Below are 17,271 nucleotides of genomic sequence, written 5' to 3' on the forward strand. Positions count from 1 at the left end.
AACTTACCTAATGGGGAGGGTGTGTGGTGTTTCGGCATCAGCACCAGTGCGGTGCCGGGCCGATGTTGTCGATGTACCGGGCCGACCCCCAGGCCCAGGTGCCGTCCGCGAGCAGGTACCAGAGGGGGTTGCCGTCGACCGTTTCGCCGCCGGTCTTGCAGTAGATGCGCACGGTCTCGCCCCGGTGGGCGTACCGGATGACCTCCGAACCCCGGTCGGGGCCGCTGCGCAGGGCGAGCGTGCCGGCGGTGACGACGCCCCGGTAGCGGGCCGGCCCGGACTGGTCGCCGCCCGGCCGGCCGCTCGTCGCGGGACCGTCGCCCCGGGGCGCGGGCCCGGGCGCGGGCCCGAGCGCGGCGGAGGGCCCGGCGGCGGCCACCGCGGCGACCGCACCGGCGGCGAGCGCCATGGCGAGACGGCGGGCGGCGGGGGAGTGCGGGGACATGGCGTGACCTCCACGGGGACGAAAGGTGTCGGACGTGACTGATCGCCACCTTAGGAGCGGCGAGGGGTGCGCGCGCGTCGCGCTGCGCCATCGGGGAGGGGTGTCTGTCGGGGCTGCTGGGGGCACGGGGCAGCGGGGCAGCGGGGCAGCGTCAGGGCCGCCGCGCCGGGACGACAGGGCCAGGGCCGGGGAGGGTCGGCACCGCCGAGGCGGGACGGCAGGGTCAGGGCCGCCGGGACGGCAGCGTCAGTACCGCCGGGACGGCGGTGTCACGGCCGTCGCGGCAGTGTCAGTACCGCCGCCGCCCCGCCGTCCGCCGGGTTGGTGAACTCCAGGCGCGCGCCCAGCACCTCCGCCTGGCCCCGCGCGATGGTCAGCCCCAGCCCGTGCCCCTTCGCCCCGCCCTCGGTGCGGAACCGCTGCGGCCCGTGCGCCAGGAGGTACTCCGGATAGCCGTCCCCGTGGTCCCGTACGGTGATCACCGGCCCGTCCACGGTCAGCACCACCGGCGCCCGCCCGTGCCGGTGCGCGTTGCCGACCAGGTTGCCGAGCACCCGCTCCAGCCGGCGGCGGTCGGTCTCCACCCGGGCGTCCCGCACGACCCGCACCTCGGTGTCGGTGCCGGAGGCCCGCACCACCCGGCGGGCCAGCGCGCCCAGCTCCTCGGCGTCCACCTCCAGGCGCTCCCGCCCGGTGTCCAGCCGGGAGATCTCCAGCAGGTCCTCGGTGAGCGTGCGCAGCGCCGCCACCCGGTCCCGGACCAGCTCGGTCGGGCGGCCCGGCGGCAGCAGCTCGGCCGCCGCGTGCAGCCCGGTCAGCGGGGTCCGCAGCTCGTGCGCCACGTCCGCGGTGAACCGCTGCTCGGCCAGCAGCTTGCCCTGCAGCGAGGCCGCCATGGAGTCCAGCGCGGCGGCCACCGCGGCCACCTCGTCCTGCGACCGCGCCGGGTCCTTGGTCCGCGGGTCGCCGACCCGCGCGTCCAGGTCCCCCGCGCTGATCCGCCGGGCCACCGCCGCGGTGGCCCGCAGTCGCCTCGTCACCCGGGTCACCGCGAACGCGCCGACCAGCAGCGTCGCCCCGATGGCCAGCGCGGAGGACCCGACGATGGCCCGGTCCAGACCGTCGATGGTCCGCTTGCCCTGCGCGTAGTCGACGGTCACCGCCAGCGCCCGGCCGCCCTGGACGGGGCCCGCCGCCCACATCGCCGGTCGCCCCCGGTACTCGGCGACCATCGTCGCCCGGTTCCCCGCCACCGCCAGCTTCCGCAGCGCCCCCGGCAGCTCCGGCGGATCGACGGCCGCGCCCCGGCGCGGGGCGTCCCCGGCCTCGTACGCCGCGGTCGCCTCCGCCAGTTGGTCCAGCGCCCGGTCGCGGGCCTGGCCGACGGTCTGGTTGGTCACCGAGACGTGCACCAGCACGCCGAGCAGCGCCGCCAGCGCGCAGCACATCACCGTGATGAACACGGCGGCCTTCACCGCGAGCGGACCGGCCCACCGGGGCATCCTCACCGGGCGCCCCCCGAGGGCGAGGGCGAGGGCGTGCGCCGGGGCCGGGGGTGCCCGTGGTCCCCGGTGCGCAGCATCTCGTCGTGGGTGAGCAGCATCGCGCGCTGGTCGGCGTCCCAGGTCCACTGGAGCCGGTACTCGTACCCCGCCACCTCGGACGGCGACCTGATGATCACCGACCGTCCGGCCAGCTCCACCGCGCTCACCGCGTCGTTGTTCGACATCACCCGCACCAGCTCGTGCCCGATGACGGTGTAGACCCGCACGGCCGTCTGCCCGGTCGGCGGCAGCCGGAAGCCCAGCGTCAGATCGTCCCGGCCGTCCCCGGTCAGGTCCCGGTAGTACGGCGTGAGCAGCGGGCACCGGTCCCGGTCCGCGCCGCACCCGGCCAGCCGCGCGCCGGTCTCGCGGTACGGGGCCTTCGCCCCGGCGTAGTCCTCCGGGTGCGCGGCGATCTCCGCGCGGACCACCGCCGCCGGGTCCACCCGGCGCACATCGCCGTCCGGCACGCGGACGCCCTCGACGGTCTCGGTGTCCGTCTCGCCGTAGTCCCACGCCGGACTGGAGGCCGGCGGCAGTCCGGGCCAGAGCCGCGCCGGGCTCACCGCGGTCGGGGTCGCGCCCGCGCTCAGCGGCCCGCCGGAGTCGCCGCAGCCGGAGCCGGCCGCGAGCACCAGGGCCCCGGTGGCGAGGGGACGCAACGCGCGCCGGCGGCGACTGGGGGGCACGGCACTCCCGCGGTTCGTGGCTCGTCGATGACCCGGACCACCTTATTCAGGCGGACGTCCCTTTTGCGCACCGGTACCGGCGCGGTACCGGCGGGTTCCCGGTGGCGGGCGCGCGCCCTCCCGGCGGGTGGGGACCTACTCCGCCGGCTCGCGGGGGGGGGGGGGGGGGGGGGGGGGGCGTTGCGGGGCCCGGTGTCGTGCGGGGCGGGTCGGTGGGGAGAGAGACCTACTCCGCCAGCTCCTCCAGCAGCCGGACCGTCGGCAGCCCCGTGCGCAGGTACTCCACGAACAGCTCGTTGTGCAGCGCCCAGGGCGAGCGCCGGGCCCGGATCAGCCGGATCGCCTCCTCCGGGGACCGGCCCCGCCGGACCAGGGCGTGGGCGACGACCAGACCCGAGCGGTTGTACCCGTGGTAGCAGCGGACGAGAACCCTGCGGCCCCGGTCCAGCGCCGCGCACGCGGCCTCCGCCAGCCGGATCACCCCGGCCAACTGGGTGCCGTCCAGCGGCCCGTCGGGGATCGGCCACACCTGGTGCTCGACGCCCGCCGCCGGCCCGTGTCCGGGCAGCCGCAGCAGGGTCTGCACCAGGTCGAACTCGTCCCCCACCACGGCGGACGCCAACTGCCCGGGGGACCTGCGGTACTGGTGCCCGCCCATCCACAGACCGGGCACGATCTCGTTCCACGGACTGTCCGGAGCCGGTACGCCGGCCTCTCCGCCCCGCATACGCAAGCGCGCCTCCCCGTGGTCGCCTCCGCCGGACCGAGCGCTGTCCAAGGTAGCCGGGTTCTTGCCCCTGGAGCACCCCGCCTGTTCCCATGGTCCGGGGTGATGGTGCATGAGCGGACTGCGCGTCGTACCGCGCCGGCGCCGCGGCCGGGACCGGCTCTACGTCTGTCTCGCCGACGGCCGGAACATCGCCTGGTACGACCGGGACACGGGCCGGGTCAGCCTGCTCGGCGACGAGCGCCGCCAGGACGTGCTGGACGCCCTGGCCCCGTTCCTCACCGGCCCCGTCACCGTCGGCCCGCCCCCGGTGCCCACCTCGGCCGAGCTGGCCCGGCTGACCCTGCACCCCGACGACGACCTGGCCCCCAACCGGCCCGGCGAGGCCCTCCTGATCGACCTGGACCGCGACCCCGGCCCGCCGCACCGGCTGCGCGCCGACCCCCGGCGCCGGGCACTGGCCGCCGAGCAGGCCACCGGGGAGGCCCTGGACCGGCTCGACGGCGCCGGCTGGCACACCCTGCACTCCGTGCCGCTGCCGGGCGGCGACCGCATCCACCATCTGCTGATCGGCCCCGGCGGCCTCTTCGCCGTGCACGCGCGGTACGCCCGCAGGCTGCGCGTGCGGGTCGCCGATCCGCTGGTCGCCCTGGGGCGCCGGGAGCCCCGGCCGCTGCTGGACCGGGTGCGCGCCGACGCCCACCGCGCCTCCTACGCCCTGACCGCCGAGGTCCGCCCGGTGCTCGTCCTGGTCGGCGCCGCCTCCGTCACGGTGACCGCCCCGCCCCGGGAGGTCCGCGTCCTCACCGACACGGAACTGCCCGAGCTGTCCCGCCCCGGCGGCGTCCTCAAACCGGCGGACGTCGAGTCCCTGCACGCCCTGGCCCGCGACCGGGCCACCTGGACCCGGGTCTGAGACGCGTCCCCGATCCCGGCGGCTGGCCCCTCCCCGCCTCCCGCGTCCGGCACCCCCCCGCCGAACCACGCCCCGTCACGGCAGCGCCCCCGCCGCCCCCCGGTCGAACAGCGGGGCCAGCAGATCCCCGGAGTCCCGCACCCGGGCCACCACGTCCGCCGCCAGGAACGCCAGATCCCCCGGTGCCCGGCACCCGGCCACCTCCTCCCAGGTGACCGGCGCGGACACGGCCGGCTCGGCGCGGGCCCGCAGGGTGTAGGGGGCGGCGGTGGTCTTCCGCGCGGCGTTCTGGCTCCAGTCCACGAACACCTTCCCCGGCCGCAGACTGCGCGTCATCCGGTGCACCACCAGCTCCGGCATGGCCCGCTCCGCCTCCACCGCGAGGGCCTTGGCGTACTCCGACACCCGCTCCGAGGAGGACCCCCGCACCCCGGCCAGCAGGTGCAGCCCCTTCGCCCCGGACGTCTTGGCGTACACCTCGATGCCGTCCCGCCGAAGCCGCTCGCGCAGCCACAGCGCGACCTCGCAGCAGTGCACGACGGTCGCGGGCGGCCCCGGGTCCAGGTCGAAGACCAGCCGGTCGGCCCGCTCGGGGTCGACGGCCACCCACTGGTGGGTGTGGAACTCGGCCACCAGGTTCGCCGCCCACATCAGGCTCGGCAGGTCCCGCACCAGCACCATCCGGGAGGGCCCCTCCGAGCGCGGCACCTCGGCGGTGGTGACCCAGTCGGGCGTACCCGGCGGCACGTTCTTGGTGAAGAACCGCTGCCCGTCCGGCCCGTCCGGATACCGCAGGAAGGACACCGGCCGGTCCCGCAGATGGGGGAGGAGCACCCCGGCCACGGTCGCGTAGTAGTGCAGCAGCTCGGCCTTGGTGAACCCGGTCGCGGGATACAGCACCTTCTCCAGGTTGCTGAGGGCCACCCGCCGCCCCTCCACCTCTGTGATAGGCGCCATACCGTGAGAATCTCATAAAACAGGGACATACCGCCCCGCGTGGCCATCGAGAGGAAGGGTGCGGCACGTGCGATCCATCTGGAACGGCGCCATCTCGTTCGGCCTGGTCAGCATCCCCATCAAGCTGGTGAACGCGACCGAGAGCCACGCGATCTCCTTCCGCCAGATCCATACGGAGGACGGCGGCCGCATCCGCTACCGCAAGGTCTGCGAACTGGAGGACCGCGAGGTCACCTCGGCGGAGATCGGCAAGGCGTACGAGGACGCCGACGGCTCGATGATCCCGATCTCCGACGAGGACCTGGAGCAGTTGCCGATCCCGACCGCGCGGACCATCGAGATCGTGGCCTTCGTCCCCGAGGACCGCATCGACCCGCTCCAGATGGGCGCCGCCTACTACCTCGCGGCCGGCGGCGCCCCCGCCGCCAAGCCGTACACGCTGCTGCGCGAGGCGCTCAAGCGCAGCAACCGGGTCGCCATCGCCAAGTACGCGCTGCGCGGCCGGGAGCGGCTGGGCATGCTGCGGGTGGTGGGCGACGCGATCGCCATGCACGGGCTGCTCTGGCCGGACGAGGTACGCGCCCCCGAGGGCGTCGCCCCCGACACCGACGTCACCGTCCGCGACAAGGAACTGGATCTCGCGGACGCCCTGATGGACACCCTCGGCGAGATCGACCTGGACGATCTGCACGACGAGTACCGCGAGGCCCTGGAAGAGGTCATCGCCGCGAAGGCGGCGGGGGAGGCGCCCCCCGAGGCGCCGCGTGCGGCGACGCCCGGCAAGGTCCTGGACCTGATGGCGGCCCTGGAGAACAGCGTCCGGGCGGCCCGCCGCTCGCGCGGGGAGGAACCGGGGGAGGAGGAGCCCGGCGAGCAGGCCGGGGAGCGGGCCGAGGCGGAGGTCAGATCGCTGCCGCGGCGCAAGACGTCCCGCGCCGCCCCCAAGCAGCCCGCCGGCCGCAAGTCGACCTCCACGGCGAAGAAGACGGCCGCCGCCGGCCGGAAGGCCGCGGACGCCCCGAAGAAGTCGACGGCCAGGAGCACGGAGAAGAAGACCACGGCCACGGCGAAGGGCACCGCGAAGAAGACGGCCTCCAAGACGGCGTCCAGAACGGGGGCCAAGTCGTCGTCGGGGGCGTCGGCGTCCAAGACCTCCGCCAAGAAGACGGCCTCCCGCAAGCGCAGCGCCTGACCGGGTACGGCGGCTCAGCGGCCCTCGCCCGCCGGCCCCCCGGTCCGCACGTCCAGGTCCGGCCGGGGCGTGAGGACGGCGACCGGCTCGCCCGGCCGGGGCGGCGGCGGGGTGGTCCGGTCCCCGGGCAGCTTCGCGGGCGCGGTCTGCCGGAAGCCGACCTCCCCGAATCCGACCAGGCCGGTCCTCTCCAGGACCGTCATATGGTCCAGGACGGTGTCGTTGGCCAGGTCGGCCAGCTCCCGCACCAGCGTGTTCCGGGTGGTCGCCCGGATGCCGGCGACCACCGGGAAGATCTGCCCGTGGGTGACGCGCATGATGGTGACCGCCGTCGCGTCGAACTCCTCGCCCGAGGCCGCCGACACCGTCCGTACGAACCCCTGCTGCTGCGGACTGGGCCGGTTGGGCAGGGTGATGCCCAGTCGCGGGGCGATCCGGCGGCAGGCGGCGTCCAGCCCCGCGTGGCCGGCGACCAGGTGCGCGCCGGCCTCCCGCATCGCCTCCGTCGTCCCCCGCCGCATCGACAGCTCGCCCAGCGGGTACTCCCACAGCCCCGCCGCCCGCACCTTCACCACGAAGTCCCGGTCGGCCTCGGTCAGCGGCCCGAACGGGGTACTGGCCACCACCCGGTCCTGACCGCCCGGCTTCCCCTCCAGCCCGACCACCGACGGGAACGCCAGCGCGGTGAGGGTCAGACCCAGCAGACCGAACAGGGCGACCACCCCGAACCCGCCGCGGGACATGCGCATGCTGCCTCCCGTACGACACGAACCCCTCGCGTACGGCAGGAGGTACGTGCCCGGCGCCCGCCCCGCTCACGGCCCGGCGCCCGCCCCGCTCACGGCCCCGGTGCCCGGCTCACTCACCGCCCCGGCGCCCGCCTCGCTCACCACCCCGGCGCCCGGCTCGCCGCGCGCTCCCCACCGGCCCCGAGCATAAAGACGTATGTATTCGGAAATGATGCCTCCGAACCACTGGCCGGTCCCCGCGGGAGGAACCCGACGTGCGCGTGCCCTTATACCTGCGACCCCGGCTCGAACCCCCGCTGGACGCACTGCTGGACACCCCGCACCTCCTGCACACCCTCGTCGACGCCCTCGGCTCCCCGCTCAACGTGCTGCTGCCCGACCGCGTCGCGGAGAACGCCGAGCGCTTCCTCGCCGTCTACCGCAAGCACCACCTCGCCGGCCGGGTCACCTTCGCCCACAAGGCCAACGGCGCGAACAGCCTGCTGCGCCGGCTGGCCGCCGCCGACCCGGCCGCCGTCGGCGTGGACGTCGCCTCGCTCGGCGAACTCCAGCACGCGCTGGCCTCCGGCTTCACCCCGGACCGGATCACGGCCACCGGCCCGAAGGACCCCGCGTTCCTGTGGCTGGCCGCCCGTACCGGCGTCACCGTCCACCCCGACTCGATCACCGAACTCGGCCAACTCGCCGACCTCGTACGCCGGTTCGCGCTGCCCCGGGTCGCCGTCCTGCCGCGGCTGTCCGGCTTCGACGCCGCCACCGGCGCCGGTGCCACCGGGGTCAGGGTCCGCTCCCGGCGCAGCCGCTTCGGCACCCCCCTGACCGAGGCCGAGGCCCTGCTGGACGCCCTCGACCGGCACCGCGACGCCGTCGAACCCGTCGGCGTCGCCTACCACCTGGACACCACCGGCCTCGCCGAGAAGGCCGTCGCCCTGGAGCAGTGCGTCGGCTTCCTGGACGCCCTGCGCGCCCGCGGCCGGGACCCCCGCGTCCTCGACATCGGCGGCGGCTTCGGCGTCGGCTACGTCGACGACGCCGCCCAGTGGGACCGCTACACCACCGAACTGGGCAACGCCGTCCTCGGCACCCGCCCCGCCCTCACCTGGCGCGGCCACGGCTACGGCCTGCGCAACGAGGGCGGCACCCTGCGCGGCGCCCTCGCCCTCTACCCGGCCCACCGCCCCGACGCCGGCCCCGGCTACCTCGACGAGCTGCTCACCACCCCCGCCCCGGCCACCGGCCGCCCGCCCGCCACCCTGCTCCTGGAACACCTCTACGACCTGTCCACCCAGCCGGGACGCGCCCTGGTCGACCAGTGCGGCGCCGTCCTCGCCCGGGTGCTCGACGTCACCCCCTCCGACTCGGGCGACCTCCTGGTCCGCCTGGCCATGAACGCCGGGGACATGAGCCTGGAGGAACACGGCGTCCTCGTCGACCCGGTCCTCCTGCCGCGCCCCGGCGACAGCCCACCCGCCGACAGCCCATCCGGTGACACCACACCCGCCGACAGCCCGCCCGACGCCGGACCGGTGGGCGTCCACCTGTTCGGCAACCTCTGTCTGGAGGCCGACCTGATCACCCGAAGGACCGTGTTCCTGCCCCGCCGGCCCCGCCCCGGCGACCTGCTCGCCTTCGCCAACACCGCCGGTTACGCCATGGACTTCCACGCCCACCGGGCCCAGCGCCAGCCGGTCGCCCGGACGGTCGCCGTGGTCCGCGACGGCGGCTCCTGGCGCTGGTGCCTGGACGAGGAGTACTGGCCCACCACGCACCCGGGGGGAACGGCATGAGGTACGACAGCATCACCGACGCCATCGGCAACACCCCGCTGGTCCGCATCGACCCGGCCGTGCACGGCCTCACCCGTATCGACCTGTACGCCAAGCTGGAGATGCTCAACCCCTTCGGCTCGGTCAAGGACCGCCCCGCCTGGCACATGGCCCGCCCGCTGCTGGCGGCGGCCGGCCCCGGCGAACAGGTCGTGGAACTCTCCAGCGGCAACACCGCCAAGGCCCTCGCCCTCCTCGCCGGACTGCACGGCCTGACGTTCAAGAGCGTCACCAACCGGATGCGCATCCCGGAGATCAAGGAACTCCTGCTGCTGCTCGGCGCCGAGATCGAGGAACTCCCCGGCCGCAGCGAGTGCCTGGACCCCACCGACACCGACGACCCGCTCACCCGCTTCCACCAGGCCCTCGCCGAACCCGGCGGCCACTACCTGCACACCGACCAGTACTTCAACCCGCGCAACACCGACGCCCACGCCTCCGGCACCGGCCCCGAGATCGTCAAGGACCTCGACGGCCGCGCCCCGGACTACTTCGTGGCCTGCGTCGGCACCGCCGGCTCCTCCACCGGAGTCGCCCGCGTCCTGCGCGAACACGACCCCGACGTGCGGGTCATCGGCCTGGTCGCCGACAAGTCCGACTTCATCCCCGGCATCCGCACCATCGACGAGGTCCAGCAGGTCGGCCTCTTCGACCCGGCCACGTACGACACCATCGAGACCGTCACCGCCGACGAGGCCATCGACGGCATGGTCACCCTGATCCGCCGCTGCGCCCTGCTCTCCGGCCCCACCGGCGGCGCCGCCTTCCAGGGCGCGATACGCCACCTGCGTACCGTCGACCGGGAGCTGACCGAACGCCGCACGGCGGTCTTCATCGTCTGCGACCGCGCCGAGAGCTACCTGGGATACGTCCGCCAGCGCCGCCCCGAACTCCTCGGCCGGCCCCCGCTGAAGAACTCCGCCGCCGCCCTCACCGAGGCCGAGGTCCGGGCCGAGGCCAAGACCGTCGGCCCCGAGGCCGCCCGCCGCTGGATCACCGAGGGCGACCCGGCCCCCCTCGTCGTCGACCTGCGCGGACCGCACGCCTACGCCGCCCTGCACATCGACGGCTCGATCAACATCGCCGACGAACTCTTCGGCGAACTGCTCCGCGGCGGCCTGCCGTTCAGCACCCGCCGCCCCGTCCTGCTGGCCTGCCCGGTCGGCGAGAAGTCCGCCCGCTACGCCGCCCTGCTGACCCGCATGGGCCACCCCGACGTCCGCAGCCTGGCCGGCGGCGTCGTCGCCTGGCGGGACGCGGGCGCCCCCCTGGTACGGGACTGACCATGAGCGACGCCGACCTGAAGGAACTCGACGGCTGGCACCGGGACTTCCGCGCCGGGTTCCCCATCATCACCGCCCACCCCGGCCTGGCCTACCTCGACAGCGCCGCCACCGCCCAGAAGCCCCGGGCCGTCCTGGACGCCGTACAGACGTATCTGACGACGGCCAACGCCAACGCGGGCCGGGGCACCTACCCCTGGGCCAACCGCACCACCGAGCTGGTGGAACGCACCCGCCGCCGGGTCGGGGAGTTCCTCGGCGACCCCGGCGGGTCCGGCTCCGCCGTCCACTTCACCAGCGGGACCACCGAGGGGCTGCGCACCGTCGCCCGGGACTGGCTCACCGCCCACCTCACCGACGGCGACGAGATCCTCGTCCCGCACGCCGACCACCGCGCCAACCTCGACCCCTGGCGGGAGGCCGCCGACCTGCTCGCCGCCCGGGGCGTGCGCGTCCGGATACGCCCCCTGCCCTACCAGCGCGGCTCCGGCGACTACGACCACCGCGCCCTGCCCGCCCTCGTCGGCCCCCGCACCCGGTTCGTCGCCGCCACCCACGTCCACCACGTCTACGGCGGCGACATGAACGTGCACCGGCTGCGCGCGGCCGTCGGCCCCGGCGTACCGATCTGCCTGGACGCCGCCCAGAGCGTCGGCCACCTCCCCGTCTCCGTGTCCGACCTGGACGTGGACTTCGTGGTCTTCTCCGGCCACAAGGCCCTCGCCCTGCCCGGCACCGGCGCCGTCTGGGCCCGCAACGACCCCCGGCGCGGCCCCGAGTTCCGCCCCGGCGGCTGGCGGGGCACCCCCAACACCGTGGGCATCGCCTCCCTGGAGGCCGCCCTCGACGCCCTGGACACGGCGGGCGTCGACCGGATCGCCCGCTGGACCACCGCCCTCACCGCCCGCCTCACCGAGGGCCTGGCCCGCCTCGCCCCGTACGAGATCCTCGGCTGCCAGGCCAGCCTGACCGCCGGGACGGACGTGCAGCGCCGGCACAGCCTGGTCTCCTTCCGCCACCCGGCCATCCCCTCCGACGACCTCGGCTTCATCCTCTTCAGCCACGGCTTCATGGTCCGCGCGGACACCCTCTGCCAGGCCGGGGCGGACGAGACGGAGGGCGTCGTCCGGGTGAGCGTGCACGGCTACACCTCCGTGGCGGAGATCGACCGCCTGCTGGACGTCCTCGCATCACTCGCCTGAGCGCCCGGCCCGTCGATGTGAATGAGAACCGTTTTCACCTGTAGAGTCTGCGCCACCCGGGACGAACGAGACGGCTGAGGCGCGCACGCGCCGAAAGCCGATGTGGCGATGAGTGGGAACCGATGGGTGTGAGCCGATGGGTGTGAGCCGATGGGCGTGAGCATGGCGACGGCCCGCCGATGGGTGGAGCGCTGGGAACGCCAGCAGGAGCGCTACGCCCTGGACCGCGAGGAACGCTTCACCGTGATCGCCGATGTCGTCGAACACGCCACCGCCGGCCACTCCGGCCGCCCCCTCCTCCTCGACCTCGGCTGCGGCCCCGGCTCCCTCGCCGCCCGGCTGGCCGCCCGCTTCCCCGACGCCGAGATCGTCGCCGTGGACACGGACCCCGTCCTGCTCGAACTGGGCCGCACCCACCACCCGTACGCCGCGCGATACGTCGACACCGAGATCGGCGCCGGTGACTGGGACCGGGCGCTCGGCCTGGACCGCCCCCTGGACGCGGCCGTCTCCACCACCGCCCTGCACTACCTCTCCCGTCCCGCCCTGCTCCGCACCTACCGCCGCCTGGCCGCCCTGCTCCGCCCCGGCGGCGTCCTCGTCAACGGCGACCACTTCCCGCCGGCCGGCCCGGCCTGCGCCGCCCTCACCGCACACGTCGGACGCCGGCGCGCCGAACGCTCGCGGACGGGCGGCGCGGAGGACTGGGAGTCCTGGTGGAGCGCGGCGGCCCGCGACCCGGAACTCACCGACCTGTTCACGGAACGCGCCCGCCGCCCCCCGGCCCCGGCCGCGCGGGACACCCCGCGGACCGTCGCCCACCACACGGAACTCCTCCGGGCGGCGGGCTTCCGCGAGGTGACACCGGTCTGGCAGTTCGGCGACAGCCACGTCCTGGCGGCGGTGGCGTAAACGGCGGCCGTAGGCACTTGCGACTGCGACTGCGACTGCGACTGCGGGTGAACGCATGAAGACCTGTTCATCCATTCCTGTATTCTGTCGGCCATGTCCTCCACGCCGTCGTCCACCCTGTCCTCGTCCCGGGCCCCCGGCGACGTCCGCGAAGGCGCCGTCGTCCGCCGCCGCACCCGCGTCCTCGCCCTGCCGGAGGCCCGCTGGGCCGCCGCCGCGCTGCTGCTGTTCCTCCTGGCCCTCCCGCTCGACCTGCTCGGCGCCCCCGCGTGGACCTGGGCCCCGCTGTACGCCGCCGTGTACGTCACCGGCGGCTGGGAGCCCGGCTGGGCGGGCCTGAAGGCGCTCAAGGACAAGACCCTCGACGTGGACCTGCTGATGGTGGTCGCCGCCCTCGGCGCCGCCGCCATCGGACAGTTCCTGGACGGCGCGCTGCTGATCGTCATCTTCGCCACCTCCGGTGCCCTGGAGGCGGTGGCGACCGCCCGTACCGCCGACTCGGTACGCGGCCTGCTCGACCTCGCCCCCACCACGGCGACCCGGCTGGCGCCCGACGGCACGGAGGAGACGGTGCCGACCGAGCGGCTCGCCGTCGGGGACACGCTCCTGATCCGCCCGGGGGAGCGGGTGGGCGCCGACGGCCGGGTCCTGGCCGGCAGCACGGAGATCGACCAGGCCACCATCACCGGAGAACCCCTCCCCGTACCCAAGCGGCCCGGCGACGAGGTCTTCGCCGGCACCCTGAACGGCACGGGCGCGGTCCGGGTCCGCGTCGAACGCGACCCGTCCGACTCGGTGATCGCCCGGATCGTGCGGATGGTCGAGGAAGCCTCGGAGACCAAGGCCCCCGCCCAGCTCTTCATCGAGAAGATCGAGCAGCGCTACTCGATCGGCATGGTCACCGCCACGCTGGCCCTGTTCCTGATCCCGCTCGCCCTCGGCGCCGAGGTCCGCGACACCCTCCTGCGGGCGATGACCTTCATGATCGTCGCCTCGCCGTGCGCGGTGGTCCTCGCCACGATGCCGCCGCTGCTCTCGGCCATCGCCAACGCGGGCCGGCACGGCGTCCTGGTCAAGTCGGCGGTGGTGATGGAACGCCTGGGCCGGATCGACACGGTCGCCCTGGACAAGACGGGCACCCTGACCGAGGGCGTCCCCCAGGTCACCGACCTGCGCCCGCTGACCGTCCCCGAGACCGACCTGCTGACCCTGGCCGCCGCGGCCGAACACCCCAGCGAACACCCGCTGGCCCGAGCCGTCGTCGAGGCGGCCCGCGCCCTCGGACTCGCCCTGCCGCCCGCGACGGACTTCGCCTCCGCCCCCGGAGTCGGCGTGACCGCGACGGTGCGCGGCGCGACGATCCGGGTGGGCGCCCCGTCCCGGCTTCCGGTCGAGGGGCCGGCGGCAGCGGCCGTACGTGACCTGGAGGCGGCGGGCCGTACGGCGGTCGTCGTCACCCGCGACGGCGACTGCCTGGGCGTCCTGGGCATCGCGGACCGCGTACGCCCCGACGCCCCCGCCACGATCGCCGCGCTCACCGCCCTGACCGGCACCGGCCCGCTCCTGCTCACCGGCGACAACGCACGCGCCGCCCACCGCGTGGCCACCGAGGTCGGCATCGCGGGCGACGACGTCCACGCGGGCCTGCTCCCCGAGGACAAGGTGACGGCGGTACGACGCCTGACGGACCGCGACCGCAAGGTCCTGCTGGTCGGCGACGGCGTCAACGACGCCCCCGCCCTGGCCGCCGCCCACACCGGCGTCGCGATGGGCCGGGCCGGCTCCGACCTGGCCCTGGAGACCGCCGACGCGGTCGTCGTCCGCGACGAACTCGCCACCGTCCCCCAGGTCGTCGCCCTCTCCCGCCGCGCCCACCGCCTGGTCACCCAGAACCTGGTCATCGCGGGCACCTTCATCGCCGCCCTCTCCCTGTGGGACCTCTTCGGCACCCTGCCCCTGCCCCTGGGCGTCGCGGGTCACGAGGGCTCGACGGTCCTGGTCGGCCTGAACGGCTTGCGGCTGCTGCGGGAGAAGGCTTGGGGGATCCCCCGAGCGAGCTACCGGCAAGTGCCTTCTCCGGGGTGACGCGCCAGCCGGCGCTCTCTTATTGACTCGGATCATCAACGAAACGGCCCGACAAGGCCGACCGATCCAGCAGTCAAGGACACCACCATGCCCACCACAGGCAGTCCCACCCACCGCATCGCCGCAGCCCTGCTGGTCTCCACCCTGGCAGGCACCGCACTGGTCGCGTGCGGCGCCGAGGCCGAGGGCTCACCATCGGCCACGGTCTCGGACAAGCGCGTCGGCGCAACCGCGGGCGACGCCCGGATCACCTGGGGCGAGTGCCCGCCCCCGGCCGGCGGACGGACCCGTACCCCCCGCCTGGACTGCGGAACGCTGAAGGTACCGCTCGACTACCGGAAGCCGGGCGGGACGAAGATCGACGTGGCGGTCTCCCGGCTGTCCACCGCCCAGCCCGGGAAGCGACACGGCGTTCTCCTGCTGAACCCCGGCGGACCGGCCGTGGGCGGCCTCGACATGCCCGAGACCATGGCGTCCACCCTGCCGAAGTCCGTGCTGGACCGCTACGACCTGATCGGCTTCGACCCGCGCGGCGTCGAACACAGCACCCCGCAGAGCTGCGGTCTGCGCGACCCCAGCGTCCCCGGCCTCTTCCCCTATCCCGCCGCGGACGGCTCGATCACCAAGAACGTGGCCCACGCCCGAGCCGCCGCCCAGCAGTGCGCCGACACGGTGGGCAAGACCCTGCGGCACTACAACACCGCCAACACCGCCCGCGACATGGACCGCATCCGCCAGGCGCTCGGTGAGCGGAAGATCTCCTACTGGGGCCAGTCCTACGGCACCTATCTCGGCACCGTCTACCGCTCCCTCTTCCAGAACCGCACCGACCGGGTGATCCTGGAAGGCAACGTCGACCCCACCAAGGTATGGGCCCACCAGGTGGCGGACACCTGGGGCAAGGGCATGGCCGACCGCTTCCCCGACGCCGCCCGCGTCGCCGCGGCCCGGTCCGACACCCTGGAACTGGGCACGACCGCCGCGCAGGTGACCCGCACCTATCTCGCTCTGGCCGACCGGCTCGACCGCACCCCCGCACCCATACCCGGCACACCGATCTCCTTGGACGGCGCACTCCTGCGCAACATGACCTACGCCCTCCTTCTCCACAACACCACCCTCCCCAAGCTCACCGAGTTCTGGAAGGCCGCCGAGGACCTGTCCCACGGGAGCCTCACACCCGCCGACACCGCGGTCCTGAACGAGCTGCTCGCCGACACTCCGCCGACCCCGGGCGTCCCCGCGGACAACCAGGCCACCATGTTCATGGCCCTCACCTGCGGCGACGCCGAATGGCCGCACGACATCGACGGTTACGCCGCCCGCACCGCCGCCGACCGCCAGAAGTGGCCGCTCACCGCGGGCATGCCCGCCAACATCTGGCCCTGCGCCTACTGGGCCAAGCCGACCGAGCCGCCCGTCAAGGTGCTGAAGGGCGGCCCACGCAACACCCTCATCCTCCAGAACCGCCGCGACCACGCCACCCCCTGGGAAGCCGGCCTCGGCCTGCACAAGTCCCTCGGCTCCGCCTCCGCCTTCATCGGCGTCGACAACGGCGGCCACTCCGTCTACGCCCAGGGCTCCACCTGCGCCGACAAAACCACGGTCACCTTCCTGACGACCGGCCGCATGCCGAGCAGGGACGTCTACTGCACCGACGTGCCGCAGAAGTGGCCCGCGGAGCTGCTGCCGACGGTCACGCCCACGTCAGCAGAGCAGCGACGATGACGGCCACCTGGCAGGACTCGGCCGTCTTGTCCGACGATGCGGCGCCACTGCTTCAGCCGGTTGAAGCACCGTTCCACCAGGTTGCACCGGAACGTCTCCTTCACTGCGGCTCTCAGACGACGCCTGGAGACTGGTCTCCGTGGTGATCCGCGCCCAACGACAAAGAGCGGGACCCAGTGAGGCTGGTTCCCGCTCTTCATCCTTGGCATCTGCGCTGCTTAACCGCATCGTCGTGCTCGTTGAGGCAAAGTGCCCGGCAGGACTCGGACCTGCGCACGCGGCTCCGGTGGCCGGTTGGCTCCCTCGCGAAGCGGCAGGCCACGGCCTTGGAGCCGGTGGGGAGTGCGGCCAAGTCCACAGATAGTCCATGGCCCACCGCCGCCATACCGTCTCCACAAGCTCGGCCAGCGCGGCGAGCTGGTTGAGCGCCGAGGTCAAGGAGTGCCGTCACCTATGCCGGGTCGGGTCGGATTTCGCTGCGAGAGGCGCTAACGTCGTCGGCAGCACTTCATTCGCTCGCTTGAGCTGGACATTCTCCCTGCGCAAGGCCACAAGCTCCTCACGCTCAGCTGGTCACTGGTCATCCCACTCGCCAGCATCTGCCTTGGTCTGGCGGACCGAGCCGCGCACAGCCTCGGGGTGAACGCCGAGTTCCTCGGCCATGCAACGGATGACGAGCTTGGGCTCGGCAACGCAGTACGTTAGCACCGCACGCTGGCAGAATCTTAGTGGTGCTTTCTGCGAGCAGCATGGCCACAAGCTGCGTCCCGCCGGGTGGTGTAGCCGATCAAGTGCTCGGAATGTGCAGGCCACCGCAGCATCGACGCGGTTCCAGGGCCGTCAACGGCGCTGACGGCAGGTCAACCGCTTGTGATGCGGGAGTCGTGTCCCATGCGGCGGCCGACGTGCGGCTTACCGCTACGTATCGAGCAAGGTCGCGTATATCATGAGGTGGGACACGATCTGGCCATTGATCCCGTCAGAACAAACCTGTCTCGCTGTCACCTCGCGCCGGA

The 17,271-nt window shown here is 74.0% G+C and carries 14 protein-coding genes; 8 read left to right on the plus strand and 6 right to left on the minus strand.

Annotation, left to right across the window (positions count from 1 at the left end):
• Positions 1–37: 37 nt before the first annotated feature.
• From IE316_RS25030 to IE316_RS25045, 4 genes are all read right to left on the minus strand, one after another.
• On the minus strand, positions 38–445 hold the full coding sequence (locus IE316_RS25030) for an SH3 domain-containing protein (RefSeq protein WP_190206715.1): 408 nt from the start codon (positions 443–445) through the stop codon (positions 38–40).
• A 269-nt stretch (positions 446–714) separates the two neighbouring features.
• Positions 715–1,947 (minus strand): ATP-binding protein, encoded by a 1,233-nt coding sequence (locus tag IE316_RS25035; RefSeq protein ID WP_190206833.1) that lies wholly within the window; start codon positions 1,945–1,947, stop codon positions 715–717.
• Positions 1,948–1,949: 2 nt separating this feature from the next.
• A complete protein-coding gene (locus IE316_RS25040) occupies positions 1,950–2,678 on the minus strand; it encodes a hypothetical protein (protein ID WP_229910550.1) in 729 nt (242 codons plus the stop codon).
• 226 nt (positions 2,679–2,904) lie between these two features.
• Positions 2,905–3,405, minus strand: coding sequence for a protein-tyrosine phosphatase family protein (locus IE316_RS25045; protein WP_190206716.1), 501 nt, complete (start codon positions 3,403–3,405; stop codon positions 2,905–2,907).
• A 112-nt stretch (positions 3,406–3,517) separates the two neighbouring features.
• Here IE316_RS25045 and IE316_RS25050 point away from each other — a divergent pair, with 112 nt between their 5' ends.
• Positions 3,518–4,321 (plus strand): nuclease-related domain-containing protein, encoded by an 804-nt coding sequence (locus IE316_RS25050; protein ID WP_190206717.1) that lies wholly within the window; start codon positions 3,518–3,520, stop codon positions 4,319–4,321.
• A 75-nt stretch (positions 4,322–4,396) separates the two neighbouring features.
• On the opposite strand, the gene ligD is transcribed toward IE316_RS25050, so the two are convergent.
• Positions 4,397–5,278, minus strand: coding sequence for a non-homologous end-joining DNA ligase (gene ligD / locus IE316_RS25055; RefSeq protein WP_190206718.1), 882 nt, complete (start codon positions 5,276–5,278; stop codon positions 4,397–4,399).
• Between the two features lie 67 nt (positions 5,279–5,345).
• Here ligD and ku point away from each other — a divergent pair, with 67 nt between their 5' ends.
• Positions 5,346–6,470: a non-homologous end joining protein Ku gene (gene ku, locus IE316_RS25060; protein WP_190206719.1), complete on the plus strand. Its 1,125-nt coding sequence runs from the start codon at positions 5,346–5,348 to the stop codon at positions 6,468–6,470.
• Between the two features lie 14 nt (positions 6,471–6,484).
• Here ku and IE316_RS25065 read toward each other — a convergent pair whose 3' ends face one another.
• The gene (locus IE316_RS25065) at positions 6,485–7,219 is read right to left on the minus strand and encodes a DUF4142 domain-containing protein (protein ID WP_190206720.1); all 735 of its coding nucleotides are present in this window, start codon (positions 7,217–7,219) and stop codon (positions 6,485–6,487) included.
• Positions 7,220–7,473: 254 nt separating this feature from the next.
• Between IE316_RS25065 and IE316_RS25070 the strand changes: the two genes are divergently transcribed.
• The 6 genes from IE316_RS25070 (at position 7,474) to IE316_RS25095 (ending at position 16,255) form a co-directional block, all read left to right on the plus strand.
• A complete protein-coding gene (locus IE316_RS25070) occupies positions 7,474–9,006 on the plus strand; it encodes a type III PLP-dependent enzyme domain-containing protein (RefSeq protein WP_190206721.1) in 1,533 nt (510 codons plus the stop codon).
• Entirely contained in the window at positions 9,003–10,328 is a 1,326-nt protein-coding gene (locus IE316_RS25075) for a pyridoxal-phosphate dependent enzyme (protein ID WP_190206722.1), read from the plus strand. The genes IE316_RS25070 and IE316_RS25075 overlap by 4 nt, the downstream gene beginning before the upstream one ends.
• A 2-nt stretch (positions 10,329–10,330) precedes the next feature.
• A complete protein-coding gene (locus IE316_RS25080; RefSeq protein ID WP_190206723.1) occupies positions 10,331–11,530 on the plus strand; it encodes an aminotransferase class V-fold PLP-dependent enzyme in 1,200 nt (399 codons plus the stop codon).
• Positions 11,531–11,680: 150 nt separating this feature from the next.
• Positions 11,681–12,442, plus strand: a complete 762-nt coding sequence (locus tag IE316_RS25085) for a class I SAM-dependent methyltransferase (protein ID WP_190206724.1) — start codon at positions 11,681–11,683, stop codon at positions 12,440–12,442.
• A 93-nt stretch (positions 12,443–12,535) separates the two neighbouring features.
• A complete protein-coding gene (locus IE316_RS25090; RefSeq protein WP_190206725.1) occupies positions 12,536–14,527 on the plus strand; it encodes a heavy metal translocating P-type ATPase in 1,992 nt (663 codons plus the stop codon).
• Between the two features lie 87 nt (positions 14,528–14,614).
• On the plus strand, positions 14,615–16,255 hold the full coding sequence (locus tag IE316_RS25095) for an alpha/beta hydrolase (protein ID WP_190206726.1): 1,641 nt from the start codon (positions 14,615–14,617) through the stop codon (positions 16,253–16,255).
• The last annotated feature ends 1,016 nt before the right edge of the window (positions 16,256–17,271 follow it).

Origin of the sequence: Streptomyces fumanus (genome assembly GCF_014655295.1) — a bacterium.
GTDB lineage: Bacteria > Actinomycetota > Actinomycetes > Streptomycetales > Streptomycetaceae > Streptomyces > Streptomyces fumanus.

Bases quoted from the DNA above. Each gene is read 5' to 3' on its own strand.
- IE316_RS25030 (WP_190206715.1), bottom strand. From the start codon at position 445: ATGTCCCCGCACTCCCCCGCCGCCCGCCGTCTCGCCATGGCGCTCGCC.
- IE316_RS25035 (WP_190206833.1), bottom strand. From the start codon at position 1,947: ATGCCCCGGTGGGCCGGTCCGCTCGCGGTGAAGGCCGCCGTGTTCATC.
- IE316_RS25045 (WP_190206716.1), bottom strand. From the start codon at position 3,405: ATGCGGGGCGGAGAGGCCGGCGTACCGGCTCCGGACAGTCCGTGGAAC.
- IE316_RS25050 (WP_190206717.1), top strand. From the start codon at position 3,518: ATGAGCGGACTGCGCGTCGTACCGCGCCGGCGCCGCGGCCGGGACCGG.
- ligD (WP_190206718.1), bottom strand. From the start codon at position 5,278: ATGGCGCCTATCACAGAGGTGGAGGGGCGGCGGGTGGCCCTCAGCAAC.
- IE316_RS25065 (WP_190206720.1), bottom strand. From the start codon at position 7,219: ATGCGCATGTCCCGCGGCGGGTTCGGGGTGGTCGCCCTGTTCGGTCTG.
- IE316_RS25075 (WP_190206722.1), top strand. From the start codon at position 9,003: ATGAGGTACGACAGCATCACCGACGCCATCGGCAACACCCCGCTGGTC.
- IE316_RS25080 (WP_190206723.1), top strand. From the start codon at position 10,331: ATGAGCGACGCCGACCTGAAGGAACTCGACGGCTGGCACCGGGACTTC.
- IE316_RS25085 (WP_190206724.1), top strand. From the start codon at position 11,681: ATGGGCGTGAGCATGGCGACGGCCCGCCGATGGGTGGAGCGCTGGGAA.
- IE316_RS25090 (WP_190206725.1), top strand. From the start codon at position 12,536: ATGTCCTCCACGCCGTCGTCCACCCTGTCCTCGTCCCGGGCCCCCGGC.
- IE316_RS25095 (WP_190206726.1), top strand. From the start codon at position 14,615: ATGCCCACCACAGGCAGTCCCACCCACCGCATCGCCGCAGCCCTGCTG.